At 40.0% G+C, this 20,618-nt stretch carries 17 protein-coding genes; 4 read left to right on the top strand and 13 right to left on the bottom strand.

Annotated features, from left to right (window positions below):
- Positions 1-68: 68 nt before the first annotated feature.
- Together prfB and secA are read right to left on the bottom strand one after the other, a co-directional pair.
- Positions 69-1,182, bottom strand: a protein-coding gene (gene prfB / locus MW695_RS16635; protein WP_247106654.1) for a peptide chain release factor 2 whose coding sequence is annotated in 2 segments (ribosomal slippage) — positions 69-1,109 and positions 1,111-1,182 — 1,113 coding nt in all. Because the reading frame shifts where the segments join, the coding sequence is not laid out codon by codon here.
- A gap of 110 nt (positions 1,183-1,292) precedes the next feature.
- On the bottom strand, positions 1,293-3,803 hold the full coding sequence (gene secA / locus MW695_RS16630; protein WP_247106552.1) for a preprotein translocase subunit SecA: 2,511 nt from the start codon (positions 3,801-3,803) through the stop codon (positions 1,293-1,295).
- Positions 3,804-3,975: 172 nt separating this feature from the next.
- Here secA and MW695_RS16625 point away from each other — a divergent pair, with 172 nt between their 5' ends.
- The gene (locus MW695_RS16625) at positions 3,976-4,626 is read left to right on the top strand and encodes a glycoside hydrolase domain-containing protein (protein WP_247106550.1); all 651 of its coding nucleotides are present in this window, start codon (positions 3,976-3,978) and stop codon (positions 4,624-4,626) included.
- A gap of 163 nt (positions 4,627-4,789) precedes the next feature.
- Here the strand turns inward: MW695_RS16625 and hpf are convergent, their stop codons facing one another.
- A complete protein-coding gene (gene hpf, locus MW695_RS16620) occupies positions 4,790-5,350 on the bottom strand; it encodes a ribosome hibernation-promoting factor, HPF/YfiA family (RefSeq protein WP_247106548.1) in 561 nt (186 codons plus the stop codon).
- 227 nt (positions 5,351-5,577) lie between these two features.
- Here hpf and MW695_RS16615 point away from each other — a divergent pair, with 227 nt between their 5' ends.
- The gene (locus MW695_RS16615) at positions 5,578-5,736 is read left to right on the top strand and encodes a hypothetical protein (RefSeq protein WP_247106657.1); all 159 of its coding nucleotides are present in this window, start codon (positions 5,578-5,580) and stop codon (positions 5,734-5,736) included.
- A gap of 301 nt (positions 5,737-6,037) precedes the next feature.
- Here the strand turns inward: MW695_RS16615 and MW695_RS16610 are convergent, their stop codons facing one another.
- The 3 genes from MW695_RS16610 to MW695_RS16600 form a co-directional block, all read right to left on the bottom strand.
- Positions 6,038-6,376 (bottom strand): hypothetical protein, encoded by a 339-nt coding sequence (locus tag MW695_RS16610; RefSeq protein WP_247106546.1) that lies wholly within the window; start codon positions 6,374-6,376, stop codon positions 6,038-6,040.
- 87 nt (positions 6,377-6,463) lie between these two features.
- Positions 6,464-6,661, bottom strand: a complete 198-nt coding sequence (locus tag MW695_RS16605) for a hypothetical protein (protein ID WP_247106544.1) — start codon at positions 6,659-6,661, stop codon at positions 6,464-6,466.
- Positions 6,662-6,978: 317 nt separating this feature from the next.
- Positions 6,979-7,176, bottom strand: a complete 198-nt coding sequence (locus MW695_RS16600) for a cold shock domain-containing protein (protein WP_012960443.1) — start codon at positions 7,174-7,176, stop codon at positions 6,979-6,981.
- 631 nt (positions 7,177-7,807) lie between these two features.
- Between MW695_RS16600 and MW695_RS16595 the strand changes: the two genes are divergently transcribed.
- Positions 7,808-8,956 carry a sensor domain-containing protein gene (locus MW695_RS16595; protein WP_247106542.1) on the top strand — a complete coding sequence of 383 codons (1,149 nt, stop codon included), beginning with the start codon at positions 7,808-7,810 and terminating at the stop codon, positions 8,954-8,956.
- A gap of 99 nt (positions 8,957-9,055) precedes the next feature.
- On the opposite strand, the gene lacZ is transcribed toward MW695_RS16595, so the two are convergent.
- The 4 genes from lacZ to MW695_RS16575 form a co-directional block, all read right to left on the bottom strand.
- Positions 9,056-12,163 carry a beta-galactosidase, LacZ type gene (lacZ, locus tag MW695_RS16590; protein WP_247106540.1) on the bottom strand — a complete coding sequence of 1,036 codons (3,108 nt, stop codon included), beginning with the start codon at positions 12,161-12,163 and terminating at the stop codon, positions 9,056-9,058.
- A 25-nt stretch (positions 12,164-12,188) separates the two neighbouring features.
- Positions 12,189-13,319 carry a glycoside hydrolase family 88 protein gene (locus MW695_RS16585; RefSeq protein WP_247106538.1) on the bottom strand — a complete coding sequence of 377 codons (1,131 nt, stop codon included), beginning with the start codon at positions 13,317-13,319 and terminating at the stop codon, positions 12,189-12,191.
- Positions 13,320-13,325: 6 nt separating this feature from the next.
- Positions 13,326-15,155 (bottom strand): heparinase II/III family protein, encoded by a 1,830-nt coding sequence (locus tag MW695_RS16580; protein ID WP_247106536.1) that lies wholly within the window; start codon positions 15,153-15,155, stop codon positions 13,326-13,328.
- 131 nt (positions 15,156-15,286) lie between these two features.
- A complete protein-coding gene (locus MW695_RS16575) occupies positions 15,287-16,324 on the bottom strand; it encodes a LacI family DNA-binding transcriptional regulator (RefSeq protein ID WP_247106535.1) in 1,038 nt (345 codons plus the stop codon).
- 1,067 nt (positions 16,325-17,391) lie between these two features.
- Between MW695_RS16575 and MW695_RS16570 the strand changes: the two genes are divergently transcribed.
- A complete protein-coding gene (locus MW695_RS16570) occupies positions 17,392-17,703 on the top strand; it encodes a hypothetical protein (protein WP_247106534.1) in 312 nt (103 codons plus the stop codon).
- A 255-nt stretch (positions 17,704-17,958) separates the two neighbouring features.
- Here MW695_RS16570 and fliT read toward each other — a convergent pair whose 3' ends face one another.
- Genes fliT through fliD form a run of 3 tightly spaced genes read right to left on the bottom strand, consistent with a single transcriptional unit; the run spans position 17,959 to position 20,603 of the window.
- Positions 17,959-18,321: a flagellar protein FliT gene (gene fliT, locus MW695_RS16565; RefSeq protein ID WP_247106532.1), complete on the bottom strand. Its 363-nt coding sequence runs from the start codon at positions 18,319-18,321 to the stop codon at positions 17,959-17,961.
- Complete coding sequence (fliS, locus tag MW695_RS16560; protein ID WP_247106531.1) at positions 18,321-18,719, bottom strand: flagellar export chaperone FliS; 399 nt, start codon at positions 18,717-18,719, stop codon at positions 18,321-18,323. Before fliS ends, fliT begins: the two co-directional genes overlap by 1 nt.
- A gap of 33 nt (positions 18,720-18,752) precedes the next feature.
- Positions 18,753-20,603: a flagellar filament capping protein FliD gene (fliD, locus tag MW695_RS16555; RefSeq protein ID WP_247106529.1), complete on the bottom strand. Its 1,851-nt coding sequence runs from the start codon at positions 20,601-20,603 to the stop codon at positions 18,753-18,755.
- Positions 20,604-20,618 lie beyond the last annotated feature (15 nt).

Genomic DNA, 20,618 nt, shown 5'->3' with positions numbered 1-20,618 from the left:
AAAGACGTTATGCTCCGTAATCAAACGAAAAAAACCCGAATGCATCGGGTTTTCGCGACTTCTGTCATTTATGTCGTTTTTTGACCTAATGATAAACGAAGATAGGCATCAATAAAGCCATCAATCTCTCCGTCCATCACACCATTAGTATTGCCGATTTCATGATTTGTGCGGTGATCCTTGACCATACTATATGGGTGGAACACATAAGAGCGAATTTGACTCCCCCAACCAATTTCCTTCTGTTCTCCACGAATTTCAGCCAATTCCCGTTCCTGCTCTTCAATTTTCAACTGATAAAGCTTCGCCTTCATCATTTTCATTGCTTGCTCACGGTTTTTAATTTGTGAACGTTCGCTTTGACATGTCACAACAGTATTTGTCGGCACATGTGTAATACGTACAGCTGAATCCGTTGTATTAATATGCTGACCACCTGCACCACTTGCCCGGTACGTGTCAATTTTCAACTCTTCCGGTGATATATCAATATCAATATTGTCATCTAGCTCTGGCATAATCTCACATGAAGCAAATGACGTATGACGTCGACCTGAAGAATCAAATGGAGAAATTCGTACGAGGCGATGGACGCCTTTTTCAGCTTTTAAATAACCATATGCATTGTGACCTTTAATTAATAAAGTAACGCTTTTAACTCCAGCCTCATCACCAGGTAAGTAATCTAACGTTTCGACTTTAAAGCCCTTCTTCTCTGCCCAGCGGGTGTACATACGCAAAAGCATTGATGCCCAGTCTTGAGACTCTGTCCCACCAGCCCCTGGATGAAGCTCTAAGATCGCATTGTTCTTATCATAGGGTTCACTTAATAATAGCTGTAATTCAAAGTCACTCACTGCTTGCAGCAAAGCTACAACTCCTTGCTCCAGCTCACTTTGCAAATCAGCATCAGCCTCTTCTTTGACAAGCTCATAGGAAACCTCTAAATCCTCAAACTGCCCTTCAAGCTCTAAAAAGGTATCTACCTGTTCTTTTAAGCCATTACTCTCAGTAATAACAACTTGAGCCGCATCCTGGTCATCCCAAAAGCTCGGATCAGCCATCTTATCCTCTAATTCAGCGATTCGCTCTTGCTTCTGTTCGAGGTCAAAGAGACCCCCTAAACTCAGTAAGACGTTTCGCAATTACCGTTAATTCCTGCTTCACTTCAACTAAATCCATTACATATTCACCTGCAATTGTAGTCCAGTACCTCATCATGAAGGACCGGACTACCCTTCCTATAATAATTAAGTGGCTATTAAAGTTTCCTCTTCAACATCAGTTGCTACTTATGAACCACAACAATGCTTATACTTCTTCCCACTACCACACGTACAAGGGTCATTACGTCCGACTGTTGTTCCTTTTCGGATTGGCGTTTTTTTCTTCGTCTCCTGTTTCTCACTTTGCTGCACAGCCTTCCCTTCTGCCACTTTCTGACGTTCAAGGTTCTGCTGTACTTGAGCTTTCATAATATACATGGATACTTCTTCTTCAATCGATGCAATCATCGCCTCAAACATTTCATATCCTTCAAAGCGATATTCACGTAACGGATCATTTTGACCATATGCACGTAAATGAATTCCTTGACGTAATTGATCCATCTGATCAATATGATTCATCCATTTGCGGTCAACCGTTCTAAGCATAATGACTTTTTCAAATTCCCGCATATGCTCAGGAGTAAATGATTCTTCTTTTTTATTATAGTCGGACGTTACCTTTTCGATGATTAATTCAATCATTTCTTCCGGATCTTTTCCTTTTAGTTCAGCTTCATTTAGATCCTCTTCAACGAGCAAGTTTCCTTTTATATAATTGACAATCGCTGTTAAATCCCAATCCTCTGGAACTTCTGTCTCTGGTGTATGAAGTCCAACCGTACGTTCAATAACGGATTTGATCATATTTTCAACAATGTTACGTAAGTTCTCCGACTCCAATACTTCCAAACGCTGCTTATAAATAATTTCACGCTGTTCACGCATAACATCATCGTATTGTAAAATCTGCTTACGTGCATCAAAGTTGTTCCCTTCCACACGCTTCTGAGCTGTCTCGACCGCACGTGAAACAAGCTTACTCTCAATCGGTTGATCCTCCTCCATGCCAAGTCGTTCCATCATGGAACGCATGTTATCTGAACCGAATCGACGCATTAATTCATCTTCCATCGATAAGTAGAATTGAGTTGAACCTGGATCTCCTTGACGTCCAGAACGCCCACGGAGCTGATTATCAATTCGTCTACTTTCATGACGCTCAGTTCCTAATACGTGCAGGCCACCTAGCTCTTTCACACCTTCGCCAAGTTTAATGTCCGTACCACGCCCTGCCATATTTGTTGCGATCGTCACAGCTCCTTTTTGACCAGCACTTTCAATAATTTCTGCTTCATGCTCATGGTTTTTCGCGTTCAAAACATGATGTGGGATTCTACGCTTTTTCAGCATTGTCGCAACAAGCTCTGATGTATCAACACTGACCGTACCGACGAGAACAGGTTGTCCCTTTTTATGGAGCTCTTCAATTTCTTTCACAACTGCTTTAAATTTCGCTTCCATCGTCTTATAAATCAAATCTGCTCGATCGTCCCGTGCAATTGGCCTATTCGTCGGAATAGCCATAACATCCATTCCATAAATGTTGCGAAACTCTTCTTCCTCTGTTTTCGCTGTACCTGTCATCCCAGCAAGCTTCTGATAGCGACGGAAATAGTTTTGGAATGTAATGGAGGCTAATGTCATACTTTCCTTTTGAATTTGCAAGCCTTCCTTCGCCTCAATCGCTTGGTGTAGCCCATCACTATAACGACGTCCCTTCATAAGACGACCCGTAAATTGGTCAACGATGACGACTTCGCCTTCTTCCACAACGTAATCCGTATCACGTAGCATGACAACATGTGCCTTCAACGATTGATTCAAGTGATGATTCAGCTGCACATGCTTTTGATCGAATAAATTTTCAATTCCGAATGCACGCTCCGCTTTATTAACTCCTTCTTCTGTTAGCTGGACATTTTTTGTCTTTTCATCATACGTGAAATCCTCTTCCTTTTTCATGACACGTATGAATTGATTCGCTTGTTGATACAGTTGCGTCGAACGCTCAACCGATCCCGAAATAATAAGTGGCGTTCGCGCTTCATCGACTAAGATCGAATCAACCTCATCTACTAACGCAAAATGAAGCGGGCGCTGTACCATTTGCTCCTTGTAAAGCACCATATTGTCACGTAAGTAGTCAAAGCCAAGCTCATTGTTCGTACTATATGTAACATCTGCAGCATATGCCTGCTGCTTCTCTTCCTTAGACAATCCCGACTGATTTAGACCGACTGTTAACCCTAAAAATTGAAACAACTCACCCATCATTTCACAGTCACGACGAGCTAAATATTCATTGACTGTTACAACGTGTACACCTTTTCCCGTAATTGCATTTAAATAAACTGGCAGTGTTCCAACTAGTGTTTTCCCTTCCCCTGTTTTCATTTCAGCTATATTTCCTTGGTGTAAGGCGATCGCCCCTAATAGCTGAACAGGATAAGGGGTCATTTTCAATACTCGAGTGGAAGCCTCTCGAATCACCGCGTAGGCCTCAACTAACATACTATCTAAGCTTTCACCACGCTCATAACGACTTTTAAAGTCTTCTGTTTTTTGCTGGAGCTCATGATCAGATTTCAACTTCATTTCTGATGCGAGAGCTTCTATTTCCTCAACCAACTTTTCATTTTTTTTAAGCTGACGCTGGCTTGGGTCACCAATTACTTTCTTTAATAGTCCTAGCATTGAATTCGTCCTCTCTCTTTCAGTTTACTCCTACGTAAACTTGAAGCTATACTTATTCACCATTTTATCAATAAACGTTTTCTCTTACAAGATAATGCCATGTTGATATTTGAATTGGTATGAAATCAACTCACTCTTGCATAAATATAGACAAAAAGGAGGAATCGATAACATGCTGTTAAATTGGGGAGTGGATTCCGCTAGTGCAGTAACAAATGAATTATTAGATTGTGTACGTACACAATTTGGTCAACCTGACTTTTGGGGTCGCTATTTACACACAATTGAAAATGTTAGTGACGGCCTCACAACGGAGGAAATTCGTCTTATTCAAAATAACGGAATGAAGATCATGCCGATCTATAACAAATTCTCAGAAGCCGTTGGGGCACGAGCAGGTTCCGTCGCAGCACGAAATGCGATTTTTCGAGCTAGGCAATTAGGAATAGGAGACGGCACATTTATTTTTGCGAACATTGAAAATTTCTTTCAAGTTGACGCTGACTGGATTATCTCTTGGGTGGAAGCCTTTTATACGAGCCCTTATCGTCCTGGTATGTATGCTGATCCTGATGAAGGTCCTTTTAATGAAGCCTATTGTCAAGCAACGGAAAGAAGCGAACTTGTATTAGAGCAATCGGTCATATGGAGCGCTGAACCAGAGCCAGGGCCGACAAGCAAGCGCGGTGCACCGAGGCGCTTTCAACCTAATCGTCCAAACTGTTCGGCGAATGTGTGGGCATGGCAATATGGTCGTGATGCCGATGCCTGTCCAATCGACACCGTTTTAATGGAATCACGACTTTATCAAACATTGACTTAACTCGTACGAACACACACTACTTAATAAGAAAAACCGCGTTAGCGTGCTTTTCTTATCCCGCTAGCTTCTCGGTTACTCCCACTCTTCCTTCCATGAATTTATAAGTTCTGATTTTACAAGAAAACCTCCACCATGAACGGTGGAGGTTGATCATCTATGTGTTCTACGCTTCTGGCTCAATTAAACCATATTTCCCATCTTTACGTTTATATACAACGCTCGTTGAGCCATTGACAGCATCTGAGAAGACAAAGAAATTATGTCCTAGCATGTCCATTTGTAAAATCGCTTCCTCAGCATCCATCGGCTTCAAATTAAAACGTTTCTTACGGACGATTTCCAATTCGTCATCATCAACAAGAGCCTCGCCGTTACCTTCAATGGGCTCAAGATCATTTCTAAACATGTATTTCAAACTACCCTCTTGACGAAACTTACGATTTACTTTCGTCTTATGCTTGCGGATTTGACGTTCAAGCTTCTCCACAACGATATCTATGGCTGCATACATATCCGTATGCTTCTCTTCTCCACGTAATAATAGCTGCGGCATAGGGATTGTAATTTCGATCATATGTTGATTATTGAGAACTTGCATTCTCACATTTACATCAGCTACAGGCGTCGTATCAAAATAACGTTCAAGCTTCCCTACCTTTTTCTCCACATAATCGCGAAGAGCTGGAGTTACTTCTAAGTTTTCACCACGAATATTGTATTTCATCTTGAACTCCTCCTTTTCTAACTATATATTCTATATACCCCAAATAAACTCCTTCTTAAACATTAATATTTTTTAGAATATTTTGATTCGTTGAACAATTCATGACATTCCCCGAAAATCATGCTTATTTTGTCATTCCATAAATCCTATTTATTTCACAGGAGCATAAAATAGGAATATATATTATTAAAAGGACACCAAAAAAGTTGGAAAAATAGCGGATACAAATGGAGTTGGTCTGGATTGAAAAGCTAGTACCAGAAGACCAACTTGTTCGTAAGTTAAATCAATCGATGAAGGTTGACTTTATCTACGATTTAGCAAAAGATCTTTACTCTTCTGACAAAGGACGGACACCGAGAAGGGTATCGAGAGTACCTATCTGATTCATCTATTTGCCAGACATGCGCTTTCTTACACCTATGCACCACGAGTAAAAATCATCAAAAGCTGGTTCTACGTCACAAACTAAAAAAATTAGCCAACTGACACTGGAGAAACACACATCCTCCAGTGTCACCAACAAAAAACAGACGAAATAACGTAGAAACGCCTTTGAGAATCATTTCTCAAAGGCGTTTCTACGGTCTGCACCAAAAGGTGGTTTTTTAACTTAAACAATGAGCGAAACCATTGCCTGTTTGGGAAAGCTTGATACGAGTGGGTTTCTCGTAGTGTCCTTTAGTTTTAAACTTCAGTGAACTTATTTTTTACGGGATGCCGTTGAATGTATTCATTCAACTCTTTAATAAATTTCTTCTTATCGTAATCATTCCCTCCTTGAAGAGGATAACAAGCCTTTAGCGACGAACGGATAAAAATCGTTGTCTGTTCATGGTAAACATCCATAAACTCATCAAACATATCCTCTAACACGTCTTCATTTAACTTTTCCAACATGGATAATGTGTCTTGAACAGTCCCTTGTTGATGATTACGCAAATAGAACGCCAACGTTCTCGTCATCATACTTAGAAAATCATTTTTGTTATTCACTGTTTTTTTCAATACGGGTACAACAGCCATGACTCTCAACCTCCTCTTATTTCATCTAGTAAGAACCTTAATCAAAGAGAACTGATAAAGTTTGGTTTTTAACTTTTTTGGTGACCTTTAAGCAATGAGCGCATCCGTTACTTGTTTTGAAAAGCTTGATAAGAGTGTATCAAGCGAGTGACGGGTGAAGCCATTGCTAAACAAGTTAAAGGCACTGAGAAAGCCGTTTTGTACTTTTTCAGTGGCTTCCTTTATCCAAACTTTATCGTATATGTACCCGCCTAACTCCGAAACCAAACGTCTAGTACGTTTCATTCATTCGATGGAACCTCATTCCGCTCTGTTTCCATTGATCTCGCCTCATTAGTGGAATGAAGTTTCATTTCAGTATATATTCATTTTTAACGGAATGAGTCTCCTCTTGCTTCTATATCACTCATTAACATTTTGACACTGATATTCAGGCGCGTAACGTATGAATGAAGAACAGGAGTACCAGCAATGAAGATCCCTCTATCCAATTAATGCCGCTTCATACGAAAAAGCCAAGGGCACTGAAAAAGCCTACCCTAGAGTCTAGGGTAGGCCTGTTGTTTGTTTAGCTATCATTCATTTCCAAACAGGAATGTGAATTAAAGCTTAACTACGTTCGCAGCTTGAGGTCCGCGAGCACCTTCAACAATTTCAAATTCAACGTCTTGACCTTCGTCTAAAGATTTGAATCCTTCTGAGTTGATAGCTGAGAAGTGTACGAATACATCATCTCCGTCTTCGCGCTCGATAAATCCAAAACCTTTTTCTGCATTAAACCATTTTACTTTTCCTTGCATGCTTTCACATTCCCTTCGTAACTAAAATACTGTGGTGTTTCCACAGTTTTACTATAACAGCGCTTTAATTCATTGTCAAACGGTTTCAAGACCTAAAAAATCGCGATATTCTGCCTTTTTCGGCAAAGTTTCGTATTTTTTATGATAGCGCTTTCTTATTACTCTTCCTTTCTCGCTTTCTTGTATCAACTTCAGCAAAAACCAATATTTTGAAACTTTTTACAAAATATTATAAAATGTATTGAATCATTACAAATTAACCAGTATAATATACTTAGATATTCAGTATTCATACAGTCAACTAAAAAGGATTGAATAAATAAATATACTTACCCCACTCTTGTCACTGCAGGTTTCACCCCCTGCATCTTGAGTGTTATGTGTATAAGATCCTCGGTTCAACCTCACCCCGTACATATTTCTTATACACATAAAACAAACCGCTCCTTATAATTTAAGAAGCGGTTTTTCTATGTTTCGACACCCTCTTTTTTTACAGCATTTCTCCAATTCCGCTGAATGACTTATAAAATAGGAGATAAGCATTCTCCACTTTTCTACGTTACAACCTTCTATTACTATGATACTATTATACCGTATTCCTATATATTAATAGAAAAGAGTGAGAAAGATGATCTTTATTGGGCAAATGGTTGCAGTCAGCTATAGTTTAATATTAATTGTCTTAATGATCCTCTTCAGTCACATATCCAGTATTCCGTTATTTCTATTATTTGCAATCGTATTCATATTCATCAATTGGTTACTAGGAAAATGGGTAGATTCATTAAGACACGAACGTCAGCAACTCTATTGGAATGAGAAGCATTTTAAAAAAAGTAAGCATTCCCTCCAACAGCTATATACAAGCATCGATATTATGATTTTTACGTATGATCTTACTTCTAATCAATTATATGTGTCCAAAGGGGTCGAAGAGCTTTTCGACATTTCAAAACAAACGTTACAAATTCCACCTGAGAAATTATCAGAATTTGTTCACCCAGATGATAAAAGTAGATTTATCAAAACACTGACGCAATTAAAACTAGGCAAGAGCATAAATGAAAAATATCGTATTCTAAAAACCGACCACGATTTAAAATGGATTCATATTAAAGCCACACCCATTTTTAATTCTAATAAGCTCGTCGAGAAAGTAAACGGTACAATCCTTGACATTACCGAAGAAAAACAATTAGAGGCTAAACTAAGAAAACTTGCTTATTTTGATGAACTGACAGAATTGCCAAATCGTCTATACCTCCAAAGAAATTTAAAGAAAGTATTAGCTAAAGCGAAGCGGCGTCAATATCGTGTCACACTAGCCTTCATTGATTTAGATGGATTTAAAAAAGTAAATGATAAACTCGGTCACGACTCAGGTGATCTTCTATTACAGGAAGTCGCCAAACGATTATCGAACGTCATACGTGAAGAGGATTTACTCGCTCGACTCGGTGGTGATGAATTTATCATTGTATTTGAAGATACAGAAGTGGATGTTATTAAGCATATCTCTGAACGAATTCTCTCTGCAGTCAGTAAGCCTTTCACCTTGAAGGATCAAGATGTTTCCGTTTCACCTAGTATAGGCATAAGCCAGTATCCGAATGATAGTGATAATGACGAATCATTAGTAAATGCTGCTGATCAGGCGATGTATTATGCGAAACGAAGAGGCAAGAATTCGTTCCACATTTATGATTCTTCAATCGATTATAACGACCAAAAGAAACTTCCCCTAATGGATCGACTTATGAATACATTTACACGCTAGGCTTTTATTTTTGATCACAATTGCAAAATTTGTCGTTTTCTCTCCGTATATGTTGAAGTAACATAAGCCAGGAAACTCCCACGAGCTCCTGGCTTATTATTATTTCCTAAACCCTTTTAACTCATACGTAAATGTGTACGTCTTATCGGCATACAGTGTAAACTCTGGATGCGTAATCGCTCCCCAGCTATCATCTCCACCTACACCCATTTGCTGATCATTGACACGGACGCAAATCTGTTCACTTATTGGAAGCTTGTAAGAATGATCGTTCTTCTCAAGCTCATTTGGCGTGTAAGGTAATGCACTAAATTCAATCGTCGGAGACCCTTTTATCATCAATCCGACTCCACGATCATTCACAAGAGTTGCCCACCTGACATCTGTTTTATTACCACTTTCTTGTGGCTTTAAATACGGAACAAACTGCTCTTCCACACTTCCTTCATAGACACCTAGCTTTGCTCCTGTCTTTTTATCACAATAGCTTTCATGTGGTCCTCGACCGTACCACGTTAGATTCTGATAGTCCCGATCGATTGTGAACAACATACCGACAGCTGGAATTTCAGGTAAGTCTTTACCTGGAACAAGCTGCTGTCTCACCCGAACCGTACCATCACCGAAAATCGTATAAACGACCTTGCACATTGATTTACTCGTCGTAAGCAGGGCGAATGTCGATTCAACGACGACCTTACCAGCTTCTTCTGAAAAAGTAAAAGAGGTCAGTTCTCGTCCCTCACTAGCCTGTCGCCACGTTTGACTACGCTCATGAAGCTTATTTCCACGATCATTATCTGTCATAGCTCGCCAGAAGTAAGGAATAGGCGCTGACTTCACTAGATCTTCGCCCGCAAACGAATACGAAATCATCTCACCTGTTTCCTGTTGAAAACGAATCAGCGCTTCCCCTGCTTCGCATGTTACAAACTCGGCAGCCTCCCTTACTTGAACAGTCTCTTCCTGCTTAATATTTGCCTTATCTTCAACAGTCGTTAACACAAATTGCTCAAACGCCACCTCATGGCCAGCTTTCGCCCAGCTCTTATTCTCCCTTAAGACGAATAATGCGGTTACAATATATTCAGACTGCTCTGATTGAATCGCCTCGAAGCCCTCGAGCTTTACTTCCTGCGACTCACCCGCAGCAATGTCCACTACCTGCTCACCGCTAGCCACCTCTTCTCCATCCTTTAGCAGCTGCCATGTTAGTACATAATCGGCTAAATTGGAGAACAAAAAGAGATTACTCACTTGAATTCGCCCATTTTCGATATCGACATCATGCAACCGAACATTTTGATAGCATTTTTTCACTTCAGCTAATTTCGGACTTACTTGGCCATCAGCAAAAATTAAACCATTCCCTGAAAAGTTACCATCGGTGGGAGATTCACCAAAATCACCGCCATATGCTAAATACTCGATCCCCTCGGAAGTCCTTGTCTTCAGCGCTTGATCCTTCCAGTCCCAAATGAATCCACCTTGTAAGATTGGATATTGATCAAATAGCTCTGTATATTTAAACAAATTCCCACACGAATTGCCCATCGCATGGCTGTATTCGCATAAAATATACGGCTTCCCTTCATTTTCGCCTCGTTCCGCTTGCTTCGCATACTCCTCAACAGCACGAGGACGAATATACATCGTACTTTCTACATCTGAGGCTGCATCAGATTTCCGATAATGGAACGTCCCTTCATAATGGATGACGCGTGTTGGGTCTTGTTCTTTTAGATGCTGACTCATCTTCAAGAAATTATCCCCACCAAACGATTCATTCCCTAAAGACCACATCACAATGGACGGATGGTTTTTATCGCGCTGAAGCATTGAGTTACAACGATCGATGACATTATCTGTCCACTCAGGTCGACTGCCTGGAACGGTTTCTCCAAGCTCCTTCTGCCCATATTTCCACGTTCCATGCGTCTCCAAATTCGTCTCATCAATGACATACAACCCATACTCATCACACAATTCATACCAAAGCGGATGATTCGGATAATGTGATGTACGAACAGAATTAATATTGTACGCCTTCATCAACTGAATATCATGAACCATATCCTCATACGTAACAGCGCGTCCTTTGTCTGCAGCAAACTCATGACGGTTAACTCCTTTAAAGACAACACGCTGACCGTTCACCTTCACCAATCCATCCTTGATCTCAACAGCACGGAAGCCTGCTCGACAGCTTTGTGCTTCAATGAGATTTCCAGACTGATCCTCCAATGCTAATACGAGCGTATACAAATTCGGATATTCCGCACTCCACTTTTCTGGATTTTCAACAAAGGCTTGAATCGACACTTTCCCACCATCAACAGCAGACTCAGCACTCACAACCTCTCGCTCGTCACAATCAAACAGCGTTGCTTTTAACGTTAATCCTAATAATGACTCTTCATTGTAATGAGAGACGTCTGCATCAATGTATAAGTGAGCATTGCGATATTGCTGGTCTAGATCAGTACGCACAAAAAAATCCTCGACATGAGAAACAGGCGTTGAATACAAATAAACGTCACGGAAAATACCACTCATCCGCCAAAAATCCTGATCCTCAAGCCAACTTGCATCACACCATCTGTAAACCTCAACCGCTAGTTTATTCTCTCCTTCTTGTATATAAGGCGTCAGGTCAAAGTCAGCAGGTGTAAACGTATCCTCGCTATAACCGACAAGCTCCCCATTCACCCACACATAAAACGCCGATTCGACTCCTTGAAAGCTAATATAAACAGGCTGATCCTTCCATTGGTCAGGAACGATAAACGTTCGAACATATTGCCCGACTGGATTGTATTCTGTTGGGGCAAAAGGAGGCTTAATATCCTCACGCTCCTCCCACGGATACCGTAAATTCGTATAATGCGGATAATCATAGCCCTGCAACTGCCAATGTCCAGGTACTTGTATACCATCCCATTGCTTATGGTCATAATCCGCTTGATAAAATGTTAGGCTACGATCTGATGGCTTCTCAACATGGTGAAATTTCCACGTACCATTTAATGATTCATAAAAAGGTGAAGACTCTCTCTTTCCTTTTAAAGCTTCTTCAACCGAAAGATATGAAATCGCTGTCGCATGAGCAGGTAAACGATTTAACTGAAAAATCTCTGGATTGTTGTTCCACTCAGGATAGCCATTCTCCGGTGGGGTATACTGAAATTTATTTGCACGTTTTAGCATCAAGATCCCTCTTCTCTTCGACATTTTAAGATAACCAAAATAACTCCTTATTCCCTCGTAGCCTTGCAATCCCTTCAACAAAATAATAGTCACCGTAAATGAGTGGCTTATCGACATTACTTTGTTCAGGGTAATGACCTGTTCCATGGAGAATCAGGCCATCTTCATTTTCATTTTCCCAAGCACTATAATTCTCATATAATGACCGTAAAATCCGCTCACCAGCACGCTTATATGGTGTTGCATCCTGAGCTGCGACTTGATCAGCTAATAACAATAAGCCACAAGCGGCAATCGCTCCTGCTGAGGAATCACGGTAATGAGGAACCTCATCAGGTAAGCGGAAGTCCCAATATGGAACATGATCATCAGGTAAATGGGCGATAAAGAAATGAGCGACCTTCTTCGCTGCTTGCAAGTATTTGTGATCATTCGTATGAGCATATGCGAGGGCAAAGCCATAGACCGCCCACCCAGTCCCTCTTGACCAAGCTGAATGCGGGGCATAGCCTTGTCCGCCAACAAACTCGACACGCTCACCTGTCACTGGGTCGAAGTTGACAATATGATGGACAGATCCATCCTCTTCGATAAAATGCTCCAATACCGTATGCGCATGACGAGTAGCAATCGCTTTGTAGCGTGGATCGCCTGTCTCTTTTGAAGCCCAAAACAATAACGGTAAATTCATCATACAATCAATAATCGCAAAGCCTGTATTTTCATCCCCTTCAAACCACGGATTCCACGCACGAATATAATTCCCATTCGCATTAAACCGCCCCATTAACAAATTCGCGACTAATAACGCCCGACGCCGTGAATCTTTTTCCCCTAACAGCTTATAGCGAGCGACACTTGTTAACGTCCACATAAATCCCATATCATGATCAAGTCGATCAAAACCCGTAATCACATCATCTAATTGCCGCTCACATTTCTCCGCAATTGCCTTAAACGACTCGTCTTTCGTTTCACGATACACAAGCCAAAGCTGTCCAGGCCAAAAACCCGCCGTCCACCAATGCGGATCAGCGCACTCATATGTACCATCTACACTCACATGAGGAAACCGCGCTCCAATTTTCTTCGAGGTTCTGTCTAATTTCGCCGTAATCTGTGACCATGCTTCCTCTACCCACTGTTGCTCTTTCATTTCCCTTCACCCTTTCTTCTCAAATCGACATTCGAAATGAATGTGTGCCTCATCCATCGGTCTTCTTACTGTAAAATCCAATGCAACAACTTGCTCTTCTTCACCAAAATGATTGGAAAATGTTAAGACGTTCTCCTGAACTTGAATAAGCTGTTCGTCATATGTGATTCGTAAGCACTGTTCATTCCCTACTAATAGAACAGCTCCGACTACTTTCTTTATCTTTTGAATCTGTGTCATAAACCGACTAACAAATGAAACAGGTCGGTCTGCTGAATACATGTCCTCAATGATTAAAGCCGGTGAGTACGTCTTCTCCCACTTAAATGATCTTTCAAGCTGACGGACATAATCCAAACCGTAAGCATCAGCATATTCCATTCCAACCTCATCACACTGCTCATTCTCAACAACGTGAAATGAGCTAGTTCGATAAGGAGAACCAGCCTTTTGGTGATGACCATTTACTATCGGCACCGAATGCCCGTGAGAACCATTACACAAATACGAATAACGTTCTTTGCTAAAATAACGCTTTGTATATTCCCCACTTCCTAAATCTGTGAGAAAGATGTCCTCATCACATGCTAGGATGAATTGCCCAACATCATTATGATTATGAGGTTCATCATTATGACCACCCTTTGTTGCAAACGCATACAATTCTTCATTCACTTCATACCTTGATACAAACCATTGCGTTTTCTCTAAATAGTAGCTTTGAGGCAACCACGGCTTTCCTTTCACATCAGCTTGAAGCCAAAGAATTTCTCGAATAGCAGGAGCCCAGCGACTGCAATGATCATCCGTATACTTCGCCCCCCACTCCTTCTTCGGTATATCGACATCCGAAAACCGTTGATTCAAGTAATGTGTCAGTCCTAACCAAACGTTTCCTGTTGCAACTGAATCAGAAAAACGAACAGTTCGATTCCCAGTCAAAAAGGCCTTTTGCTGAAACAAGGCGATCTGATGCACCTTCTCAGACTGCAACAAATCAATCTGTCCGGCTGTTTTCTTTTTTAATAAGTCGGCAAAATAGACATAAAACCCAAATCCATACTGCCAATAGCCGTATCCCTCTAAACAAGCACCATCATCATAAAAGCCTGACAAATACGATTCCATCGCCTTCATAACCTTTGTTAAAATTGTCGCAAATTCATGATCATCTCCATGACTATAAATCGCTACCGCTCCAATCGAACCAGCACAAACCGCAGCCCAATTATGATCCGCCTGTTCCCAGTGGTAGGAATAATAATAGAAAGGCTGCAGAACGCGTCTTCTCACTTCCTCCTTTATTCGTTTTCGAATAAGAGGATCGAGTGATGGTTCGAGTAAAACTGCGATTTCGGTGAGCGCAAAAGCTGTTTCAGAGGCAAATAGATCAATCTCTCTCATTTCTGGCTTATCCTCTTGGATACGACGTGAGCTTTCATCATCATTAGACATATGCGCTGGCAAGCACCACGAATACTCATTACAAATATACCAAATGATCTCATGCAAGTTTGCTAGATTCTCCTCATTCTTAGGCTCAATCAATACCATCAGCGCAAACGTATTTAATCGTCGTCTTCTTTCAAAATAAGCAGCTTCGTATTCTTTCCGTGAGCCTGTTTGTGAAAAGAGTTTAAAAAGGGAGTAGGGGAGGTCCGGTATTTCTGACGACCTTAGTCGAACCGTCTCCATTTTCACTTCTTCCAGAATCGTTTGATACGTTTTCTCTATTTGAATTTGTTGAAAAAACCGTTCCTTCCCTTCATGCGAAGAGAACCAATTTTCGATCGGTGCATATGAATGAAGCTTGCTCATCATCTCTTCATATTTCATGTCGTCCCCTCAGCTCTCCTATAAAAATATGCTGTGGCTTTTCACCAATATTACTATCATTTGAAACCGATTTCACTTTCACAATTATGAAACCCGTTTCATTTATCGTAACATAGATGAATCCTATGTTGTCAATTCATTTTTGGTATGGATTTATAAGAATTGCGAATGATTAATGAAGTAGGCACGATCGTCTCCTTTGACACTTCTTTTTCTTCGATTAAATCAACTAATTGATTGATTGCCATTTTCCCTAATTGATCATAATTTTGCGAAACCGTCGTTATTCCAGGCGGAAAATGCTGCGCTAAATAAATATCATCGAAACCAGCGACAGACATATCATCCGGGACGGATAAACCATGCTTCTGAAACAGATTAATGGCACCCATCGCAACAAAATCATTGACACAGATGACGGCTGTTGGCTTTTCATCTAAACTCATCAGCTTCGCAGCCGCTTCCTCCCCTGATTCAATCGTAAAGTTAGAAGCAATCACCCAATCATCGACAACATCCATTCCATGCTTCCTCAGCTCTTCTTTAAACGTTTCAATCTTCATTTCTGTCGATGTAATCCCGAAAACACCACCAAGAAAACCTATTTTTTGATGCCCATAATTTTTACACAATTCAACTAGCTGCCGAACACCTAAGGCTTCATCTGTTCGCACAATATGTGCATCCACCCCTGGCATTTGTCCATTCACAAACAGAACAGGAACGCGCTCCATGATTGTATTCATCTCATCGACATATGCAGGATTCACATCAACGGCATTAATCCGCCCACCTAAGAACACAATCCCATCGACTTGTTTTTCTAACAATGCATGTAAATACTTCGATTCCATTTCACTATCATTCATCGTGTTGCAAACAAAAGATGTATAACCTGCATCAAGTGCATGCGCTTCCCCTTTTAACACAAATGTCGAGAAAAAGGGATGGTTAATGTCTGGCAGAATAAATCCGATCATTTTGGTTTTCTTGTGCAATAAACTTCTCGCTAATCCATTCGGCTTAAAGTTGTATTTCTCGATCACAGCTGTAATCTTCTTCATCGTCGCCGGCTTTACTTTCGCATTGCCTGTCAAAACTCTTGAAACGGTAGCTGGTGACACTTGAGCCTCTTTTGCAATGTCGTAAATCGTCACACCCTTTTTCATACAAACCTCTCCTTACTAGCTTAAGGGCATTAAAATTCCGGTTCCCTTTTAGTAATATGCTAAATTGTTGTCTTTTTGAAAAGCTTGATTCGGTTGGTTTTCTCGTACAGAGCGAGCAACGAATGTAGCCATTACTAACAAATCAAAGTTACTGAAAAGTTGATATGTCCTTTTCAGTGGCCTTCTTAGCTTTTAGCTATAGTATAGCACAAAATCACTCTTCCGAAATCGGTTTCATTTCTGTTAAAATTCAATAAAATCATTGAGCTTTGAAAAGAAAAAACGGAGACGAAAGCTGTTTAGCCATTTTATACATCTACGTAGCAGCCTTTTCCTATGCCACCGCACGATGCCATTACAATGGGGTTAATATTTTGTAGATTGATTTCATTTATAAAATACGTATATAACGCGTGACGACTTTTACTCCAATAAGGTAATTCTCATTCCTCTAAATCAAGGAAAACCCGCTTCCAGAGAAGAAAGTGTAATCGTCATTCCTCTATTTGAGCTATATGGGACCAAATAAAACCTTAATAACCGAAATAGAGGAATGAGGAACCGTCAAAACATGAATAAATGAAATAAAGGAGAAATAAGGGAATGGGGATTCCCATACAACACGTGACCTACTGAAACACAACAATTTAACCATCATATTCCACAATCCGAGCTGTTCCTATTGCAGGTCGATAAAACGTTTGAGTCGTCAACGTGATCTATATAATCTTTCAATTCTACATCAAATCATAATGTGCTATAGTAGTAAGAAAGTATAAGTTGCTTACTGATATAAAATTAGTACGTTTGGATATAGAAAATAGATAGAACTCCGATATTCCTATTGTAAAAGATCTCAATGATATCTAGCAAATCAGTAAATGTCGCAATAATTGAATAACTTGCAGGAGAATACAGCACTAAGATAGAAAACTCTCACAATTTTGATTATTATGTTAGAGAGATAGTCGGAGAAATACTATCAACAATCAGGACATGACAGAAAAAAGTGCAAAACATTATACAATAAAACTGACTAAACTTTAATATCAAAAGGAGGATAACCAATGAGCGAGGAACTATTGAAGCAAATATTAGCTGAAATGACCGAAATGAAAGTGGAGCAACAAAAATCGAATGAACGTCTAACCCAAACGAATGAACGTTTAACCAAGATGGAAAGCAATTTAAAGCAATTAAATGAGACGACCTCACGCATCGAGAACAAACAAAATCTCATCTATGAACAAACAGGTAAACTATCCGAGTTTCATTCAGAGGTTACATCCAGACTCACAGACATTGAAGGAAGATTAGCATTCCAAACATATAAAATCGCAGAGAATGAACTCGAGCTCTTTAAATTGAAACGAGACTGACGTCATATTGAGACCGTGCTATCACACAAGCATGGTAGCTTTGAAACCCGTTTTTGCGGATTCCCACGACCACGAAATGTTTCCACCTCTTTCTTTAAGAGTGGGTGAAGAATCTCTCCTTGTTTAAACACGTCCTAAAATGTTTGTATCCATACCCTTTATACCCGAAAAATAAAAATCTAAAATCACTCATTCTGATTATGCAAAAAAGCTCGACCTCAACATATCTCTATGCTGAAATCGAGCTTCTCTCATTCAAACCCCACGCTTATCGAAAAAGATCCCTTCTGATGTTGGGCCATCATATGGATTTTCGTATTTGCGTCCAGTTTGTTTCTTTCTTTTCGTCTGTTCAATATCTCGCTGAATTTCTCGATTTTTAGATACGAGTAATTCTGATATCTCGTCGTTCATTATGATTATTTCTTTCGCTAATTCCTTTTCTTCATCCGTTATTGGCGGACATTCAATCTGCTTAATGAGAGCTTCTCTAACATCTAGCTTCGTCTCTAATTCACTTATAAACTGATCACGTTTATCGGGGTCCTCTGGTAAAGCAGTCTTCAAAAACATCAATAATACTTGAGATTCTTCATGAATTTTTTTAACTAACGACATTAGGCTTTTCCACCTTCACCATGTCTCTCCTTACGATCTAACTGAATGACTTCTTTCCACATATCGCGAAATTGAATGACAAGCTCCTCTGCATCCTGCAAAGCCTTTGCATCATTCTTAACATTAGCTTCTATTAAACGATTTAAAATAAAATCATAAAGCCTCATCATATTTTCAGCAGCTTCTGAGTCCGTTTTTAATGTGACCATTAATTCACGAATAATATCTTGGGCTCGTTGAATAGAATGACTTCTACCTTCAACATTATTTTCCTCAATTGCTTTATTTGCTTGTTTTATAAATTTCAAACAACCATTGTATAGCATTAGTGTTAATTCCCCAGGTGAAGCGGTTTGCATTGAATTTTGTTTATAAACTGACTGTAACTGAGTTGTCATATACGAATTCACCCTTCTCCTAAATTAAAATCCTTATTGCATAGGCATTAAAGCAGAAAATAGCGTTTCTGCCTGTTGATTGGCTCTTGCCATTGCTGCTTCCATCGCATTAAATTGTCTCCAATAGCGGTCTTCTACCATTGTCAATCTACGTTCAAAGTCGGAAATACGATCATTTAAATCATTTAAATTACGTCCTAACGTATACTGATGTGGCTGCATCTTCCCTTTAAAGCCACCTGCACGTTCAGCTAACGTTGTAATTCCATTATCGACAGAGTTTCTGATTCGTCGTGCAATCCCTTGCTCATTAGCTGGACCATCTGATTCTCCACCCGCAAATAATTGGAAGACACCTTCTGCATCGGCTTCAATGGCTTGACGCAACTTTTCTTCATTAATTTCTAACTTACCACCGTCTAGGTAATTTTGAGTAGTCGTAATACCGATAGTCGCTAATTGATTAAATACCGTTTCAAGTTCGCCATTAACCGGACTATACATATCCATTCTCATTTTATCAAGGATGGATCTGAGTGCAGGATCTCTACTCAACAATCCACTTCGAGCTTGTTCTTCCCATTTTTCTATTTCATCTTCAGACATCGCTGCTCGCTGCTCATCTGTTAAAGGTCTGAAATCACGATTACGGCTTTCACTTAGCTTGCCACTAATATGATCCAAAAGCTCATTATATTCATCAACAAACCCTTTAATCGTATCCATTACTCGGTCCGTATCAGTAGAGGCATTAAGAGTTACTTCCTGAGTAAATTCTTCCTTAAGCGTAACGGTCATGCCTGCAACTGTAAACGTATTAGACTGTCTAGAAGTTTCCAGTCCATTCATTGTAAATGTTGCATTTTTTGCCGCTGTCTCTTGCTCTGAGTCAAGTTTGAATAAGTCATTAAACAAAGCACCATCGAATCTCATCTCGCCCGTAAAACCTTCTGTTCCCTCTGCATTTGGATTAAATTGACCAGTTTGAGTCCTTGATACGGACACTTTTCCCGTTTCCTGATCATAGAACCCATTAACCCCTGCCGATGAACGATTCAATTGATTAAATACTGATGTTAATGACTGATTTCCTCTAACAACAAATTTATCATTTATTTCGCCATTCCGATCATACGTTGTCACATTTCCAGTTGTGTAATGATAAGCGGCATGAGTGGCATCCTCTGGTGCTTCTGTTATATAAGTAACAGATACAGACGCTTCTCTCGCAATATCATTCTTAAACTGCAATGTACCTTCGTTAGCATTAAAATAGACTAACTGTTCTCCATCAGGCCCATCTAGGTCACTCGCATCTTCCGTAATATGATATAGACGTCCGTTCACTTTCACAACAGCATCCTCAGGATTCACAATCGTTTCATCACCAGGATCTAAGGAAACAACATTTGAAGTAGAAGACATTCTAATCGTCTCATCCCTTACAATCCCTTTTTTCCATACAGTTTCATTATCAGCATTAAATGGCTGATCCATTAGAAATTGAGTTGTAGAAAGCTGTTCGCCTTCTTGTGTTATCCGTCCTGTACTATTGTTAGATGCTGCTGTAGCAAGCTGTGTCACCTGACTAATTCGTAGTGACATATTACCAGCCTCTGAATTAGCAGTAGCTGACACTAGTCCGGAATTGGTACTTGAAACGGTTTTAGCGAGCATATTTGATGGTCGTAAGATCGTATCAAATATACTTGTATGAAACGTATTTAATTTACGGTTGATCTCACGATAATCCTCTGTCTTCCATTCAATCGTTTGACGGTCTTGGATTAGCTTGTCAACTGGAATACGACGAGCTCTCATTAAATCACTAACGATTTGTTCAATATCCATCCCACTGGAAAAACCAGTCATTCTCATTACCATAATTTAATTCCCTCC

Source organism: Halalkalibacter sp. APA_J-10(15) (assembly GCF_023017105.1).
GTDB lineage: Bacteria > Bacillota > Bacilli > Bacillales > Bacillaceae_D > Halalkalibacter.
This window is presented reverse-complemented; position numbering and strand designations above follow the sequence as displayed.

What these genes read in the sequence shown, in the direction of transcription:
- MW695_RS16600 (WP_012960443.1), bottom strand. Translation starts at nt 7,176, where the DNA reads ATGCAAGGAAAAGTAAAATGGTTTAATGCAGAAAAAGGTTTTGGATTT.
- MW695_RS16585 (WP_247106538.1), bottom strand. Translation starts at nt 13,319, where the DNA reads ATGAAAGAGCAACAGTGGGTAGAGGAAGCATGGTCACAGATTACGGCG.
- fliS (WP_247106531.1), bottom strand. Translation starts at nt 18,719, where the DNA reads ATGACAACTCAGTTACAGTCAGTTTATAAACAAAATTCAATGCAAACC.
- MW695_RS16575 (WP_247106535.1), bottom strand. Translation starts at nt 16,324, where the DNA reads ATGAAAAAGGGTGTGACGATTTACGACATTGCAAAAGAGGCTCAAGTG.
- MW695_RS16580 (WP_247106536.1), bottom strand. Translation starts at nt 15,155, where the DNA reads ATGAAATATGAAGAGATGATGAGCAAGCTTCATTCATATGCACCGATC.
- MW695_RS16605 (WP_247106544.1), bottom strand. Translation starts at nt 6,661, where the DNA reads ATGAAACGTACTAGACGTTTGGTTTCGGAGTTAGGCGGGTACATATAC.
- hpf (WP_247106548.1), bottom strand. Translation starts at nt 5,350, where the DNA reads ATGAAATACAATATTCGTGGTGAAAACTTAGAAGTAACTCCAGCTCTT.
- MW695_RS16570 (WP_247106534.1), top strand. Translation starts at nt 17,392, where the DNA reads ATGAGCGAGGAACTATTGAAGCAAATATTAGCTGAAATGACCGAAATG.
- MW695_RS16615 (WP_247106657.1), top strand. Translation starts at nt 5,578, where the DNA reads ATGGAGTTGGTCTGGATTGAAAAGCTAGTACCAGAAGACCAACTTGTT.
- MW695_RS16625 (WP_247106550.1), top strand. Translation starts at nt 3,976, where the DNA reads ATGCTGTTAAATTGGGGAGTGGATTCCGCTAGTGCAGTAACAAATGAA.
- fliT (WP_247106532.1), bottom strand. Translation starts at nt 18,321, where the DNA reads ATGTCGTTAGTTAAAAAAATTCATGAAGAATCTCAAGTATTATTGATG.
- secA (WP_247106552.1), bottom strand. Translation starts at nt 3,803, where the DNA reads ATGCTAGGACTATTAAAGAAAGTAATTGGTGACCCAAGCCAGCGTCAG.
- fliD (WP_247106529.1), bottom strand. Translation starts at nt 20,603, where the DNA reads ATGGTAATGAGAATGACTGGTTTTTCCAGTGGGATGGATATTGAACAA.
- MW695_RS16595 (WP_247106542.1), top strand. Translation starts at nt 7,808, where the DNA reads ATGATCTTTATTGGGCAAATGGTTGCAGTCAGCTATAGTTTAATATTA.
- MW695_RS16610 (WP_247106546.1), bottom strand. Translation starts at nt 6,376, where the DNA reads ATGGCTGTTGTACCCGTATTGAAAAAAACAGTGAATAACAAAAATGAT.
- lacZ (WP_247106540.1), bottom strand. Translation starts at nt 12,163, where the DNA reads ATGCTAAAACGTGCAAATAAATTTCAGTATACCCCACCGGAGAATGGC.